Raw genomic sequence first — 3,460 nt, forward strand, 5'->3', positions numbered from 1 at the left:
GCAGTACATCTCGCCCGACCCAATAGGGCTGCTGGGGGGATATAACCCTTATGGCTACGTACATAATCCCGCAAGATGGATAGATCCGTTGGGGTTGGCGGGCAAAGACTGCCCGAATATTGGTGAGGACATCAAAGCCAATACACCAGGAGATAGTGTATATATACCTCGTGATTCTAATGGCAAACCAATACCATTAGATAAACAAGTAGTGAATAGCCAAGATATTCCTCTACCTCATCCTGCGGCAGAGGGACGAGCGCATACTGTATTAGGTGGAAAAGTTAGTGGTAAAACAGGGGAAGTTTATAGGCAATCAGCTACCTTTCCTGAAGCAACATGGCCTCCCGCAAAAGGAAAACCTGTTCCTTTAAGCGAAGTTCACTGGACAAGTCATGGTCGTCCTGATCATACAAACCCACACCAACATCCATTCCATTATGAAGGACAGTATGGATGGAAAAGAGCAGATAGGCTTCCTTTCGATCCAAATGGAAGCAAGTAAAAAGGAACAATTATGGATATATTATTTGAACTTTTTCTTCCAAAAGACATAAATCTTGAATTATTTGATTTAAAGGAAATTTTTGTTGAATGGAACGGTGAAAAATATTCACAAGATCCCAAGCAATATCAATGGAAGGATTATGTTATCTTTGAGGAATATAAAGATACAAATAGTTACAATAAGTTAATCGGAAATGAAGTTATATTAGGAAATTATAACTCTTATACCTTGAAAGGAAATTCAATAAACCTATTGCAAGAGTTAATTGATAAAGGAAAGTCATTAGAAAATAATGACTTATACTTGTTTTTTTATGACGTTCTTAGCAAGATGAATAACTGGATCGTACTAACATTAATAGATTATGACCAATTTGACAAAATATATAGAATAAATGGTGTTGATGATGCTTTTTCTCTTTTAGCGAAAAGTTGCCGTTCAGAAAATCCTGAAGGTATAGCATTGATAAAAAACACTCTTTAATATCAGTTTGTTTTTAAGACCATAATAAAGCTGGAAACATTCTCATGATCTTCCGGCTTTTTATCATCACCCTGCCTTGTAATCCCCAGTCTTCTCCCACGTCCGCAGCTTAATTTCACTAATTTGCGCCTACTGGCGCTGGTATTGCTGTTTGAGGCTGTTCGTCTTGTCACTGTCGGGGATGAGCACTAAGCAGCCATCCATGATCTTCACCGTGACCGAACCGTCAATCCCAAAGCCGGCAGCCTTAAACTATTGCCCTTTCAGATGTATCGCTGGCGGGGCGTTGGCCTTGTCATTTTGTGGCACGTATCCCATGGTGTAATAACGTTTTGTTTTGGCGGCTTTATTTACCGCGCGGTTATGCTTTTGGGCGGCGTATCCGTAAACTGAAAGTGTACGATGGCAAGCTCACGGCGGCAAACCTGCAACGGTGGCTGGCGGTAAACCGGATTTAGCGCCAAGAGCCGATGCCATCATGGAGCAGGCTTACCTGTGGAGCGGCGACCAACTTATCGAGGAAACGCCGATTTACACCGATGGTACACATGTGGAAGATCAGCGTGTCCGCTGGCTCTACGAACCGGGCGCCCTCGCGCCGTCAGCCAGGCAAGCTACACTATATTGACCATCAGGGTACACCGCGCGAGATGTTATCCGAGGAAGGGGTACTGGTTTGGGCACAACGACTAAAAACGTGGGGCAAAGCGGAACGTTTTCAGGTCATCGCTTCCAATAAACCGGATTATCATGTTAACTGTAACCTGCGGTTTTTAGGTCAATTTGAAGACGAAGAAAGCGGGTTATATTATAACCGTTTTCGTTACTATAATCCGGAGACGGCGCAGTACATCTCGGCAGACCCGATAGGGCTGGCAGGCGGTTTTTATCCTTATAGTTATATGCATAACCCAGCTAACTGGATCGATCCCCTTGGGTTAATGGTGTTATACCGAGGAATGCATCTTGATGAATATGATGTATTGATAAAAACAGGGAAATGGGCCGGAGGGAATGGTTCTATGGAAGGTAAATGGTTTGCAGAATCCTATAAAGATGCTGTTACTTGGGGACACAAGATGGGACATGGTGGTGATTTCCGAGTTGTTCAAATTCATGTACCAGACCGTGTAGCGAATGCTGCTTATTCAGTTAAGAATTTAGATAATATAGGTAATGCTCGATATATCGAGGTAACTGATCTTAATAAGGCACAAGTTAAACCTCAATGGACTAAGTTTATTGAGGCTGAATCATGTTAGTAGAGAGCATTTTATGGAAAGATTAACAGCTAACGTCAAAGTTAATTGGGTTGCTGAAGCTCAAGGCGGAAAGGCGGCTTTGCCACTTAATGTACTATATTATGTTATTACTGAACCAATGAAAGGCAAGGTTGGTGAACCAACATCTTGGAGTTTAGTATTAGACATAAAAAGTAACTCTTATGATGAGGGAAGCAACAGAATAGGATTAGGTAAGGCTTATTTTCTAGTTGAGGACGCCCCTGATTTCTTACTTACTCAAGGGTTTACTCTAAATGTCTATGAAGGGCCTAAATTTGTTGCCACAGTTGAAGTTCTTTGAGTGTAGTAATGAGTATTTCATTGATTAAAAATTTACTTTAATTCAAGCCGGAAGACCAATGTGATCTTCCGGCTTTGTGCTTTTTTAAGAGCCGCTTAATCCCTGCCCTTAGCCACTTTTATAGTCGCCAATCAACTCCCGCATCTTCAGCTTAATTTCACTGAGTTGCGCCTGCTGGCGCAGGTATTGCTGTTTGAGACATGTTTGTTTCGGAACTGTCGGGGATTAGCACCAGACAGCCGTCCATGATTTTCACCGTGACCGAGCCGCCAATCTCAAAATCAGTGATGACCTCAGCCGGGGTCCATCATTATCGCCCAGTGGGGAAAAGCACGTTGCTTCCCCGAATTTTTTGCAACAAGATGTTACACCGCCATAGACCTATCAACATCACCGGATGCAGAGCGGGTCTGTCGGGCACTGAGTAATGCGTTGGCTACGCGCCACATTGAAGGTCGACAGATTTTTCACTTCGACCAGGGAAGTCAATACAGTAGCAAGAAGTGCCACCACTTATTCTGGCGAAAACAAGATTATCCAAAGCATGAGCCGCAGAGGCTGCTGCTATAATAATTCACCGATGGAACGGGTTTTCCGAAGTTTGAAAAGTGAATGGCTTCAACCAGAAGGCTATCTGGATATTCATGAGGCGATAAGAGATAACACGCAATATTTGGGGGGATATTATAATTACATTCGTCCTCATAATTTCAATGGAGCATTGCTCCCGTTGAATACGAAAAACAATGGGAAAATGTCTCACTCTACGCCCTGTGTCATGGCGTAGAGAAATCCGGGCTAGTTGTTTTTTTTTTTTTTTTTTTTTTTTTTTTTTTTTTTTTTTTTTTTTTTTTTTTTTTTTTTTTTTTTTTTTCTCTTTTTCGT

The 3,460-nt window shown here is 42.1% G+C and carries 7 protein-coding genes and 1 pseudogene; 7 read left to right on the top strand and 1 reads right to left on the bottom strand.

Translation table 11 applies throughout. From position 1 onward, the window contains the following. Both FE392_RS19205 and FE392_RS19210 read left to right on the top strand, forming a co-directional pair. On the top strand, window positions 1–505 hold a 505-nt coding region (locus tag FE392_RS19205), incomplete at its 5' end, for an RHS repeat-associated core domain-containing protein (RefSeq protein WP_319931753.1). Between the two features lie 12 nt (window positions 506–517). Then, window positions 518–991, top strand: coding sequence for a hypothetical protein (locus FE392_RS19210; protein WP_319931754.1), 474 nt, complete (start codon window positions 518–520; stop codon window positions 989–991). 66 nt (window positions 992–1,057) lie between these two features. On the opposite strand, the pseudogene FE392_RS19215 reads toward FE392_RS19210, so the two are convergent. After that, window positions 1,058–1,309 (bottom strand): annotated as a pseudogene (locus tag FE392_RS19215) (SymE family type I addiction module toxin). On the opposite strand from FE392_RS19215, the gene FE392_RS19220 reads away from it, so the two are divergent. The 5 genes from FE392_RS19220 to FE392_RS22220 all read left to right on the top strand — a co-directional run bounded on the left by FE392_RS19220 (window position 1,294) and on the right by FE392_RS22220 (window position 3,362). Continuing rightward, window positions 1,294–1,449, top strand: a complete 156-nt coding sequence (locus tag FE392_RS19220) for a hypothetical protein (RefSeq protein ID WP_319931757.1) — start codon at window positions 1,294–1,296, stop codon at window positions 1,447–1,449. The pseudogene FE392_RS19215 and the gene FE392_RS19220 sit on opposite strands and share 16 nt — an antisense overlap. A 105-nt stretch (window positions 1,450–1,554) precedes the next feature. Next, window positions 1,555–2,253, top strand: coding sequence for an RHS repeat domain-containing protein (locus FE392_RS19225; RefSeq protein WP_319931755.1), 699 nt, complete (start codon window positions 1,555–1,557; stop codon window positions 2,251–2,253). Window positions 2,254–2,266: 13 nt separating this feature from the next. Beyond that, window positions 2,267–2,575: a hypothetical protein gene (locus tag FE392_RS19230; RefSeq protein ID WP_319931756.1), complete on the top strand. Its 309-nt coding sequence runs from the start codon at window positions 2,267–2,269 to the stop codon at window positions 2,573–2,575. A gap of 375 nt (window positions 2,576–2,950) precedes the next feature. After that, window positions 2,951–3,145 carry a DDE-type integrase/transposase/recombinase gene (locus FE392_RS22215; RefSeq protein ID WP_439153514.1) on the top strand — a complete coding sequence of 65 codons (195 nt, stop codon included), beginning with the start codon at window positions 2,951–2,953 and terminating at the stop codon, window positions 3,143–3,145. Beyond that, window positions 3,111–3,362, top strand: coding sequence for an integrase core domain-containing protein (locus FE392_RS22220; protein WP_439153515.1), 252 nt, complete (start codon window positions 3,111–3,113; stop codon window positions 3,360–3,362). Before FE392_RS22215 ends, FE392_RS22220 begins: the two co-directional genes overlap by 35 nt. Window positions 3,363–3,460 lie beyond the last annotated feature (98 nt).

It is taken from the genome of Xenorhabdus santafensis (assembly GCF_033949405.1).
Taxonomy (GTDB): domain Bacteria; phylum Pseudomonadota; class Gammaproteobacteria; order Enterobacterales; family Enterobacteriaceae; genus Xenorhabdus; species Xenorhabdus santafensis.

Bases quoted from the DNA above. Each gene is read 5' to 3' on its own strand.
- FE392_RS19230 (WP_319931756.1), top strand. From the start codon at position 2,267: ATGGAAAGATTAACAGCTAACGTCAAAGTTAATTGGGTTGCTGAAGCT.
- FE392_RS19210 (WP_319931754.1), top strand. From the start codon at position 518: ATGGATATATTATTTGAACTTTTTCTTCCAAAAGACATAAATCTTGAA.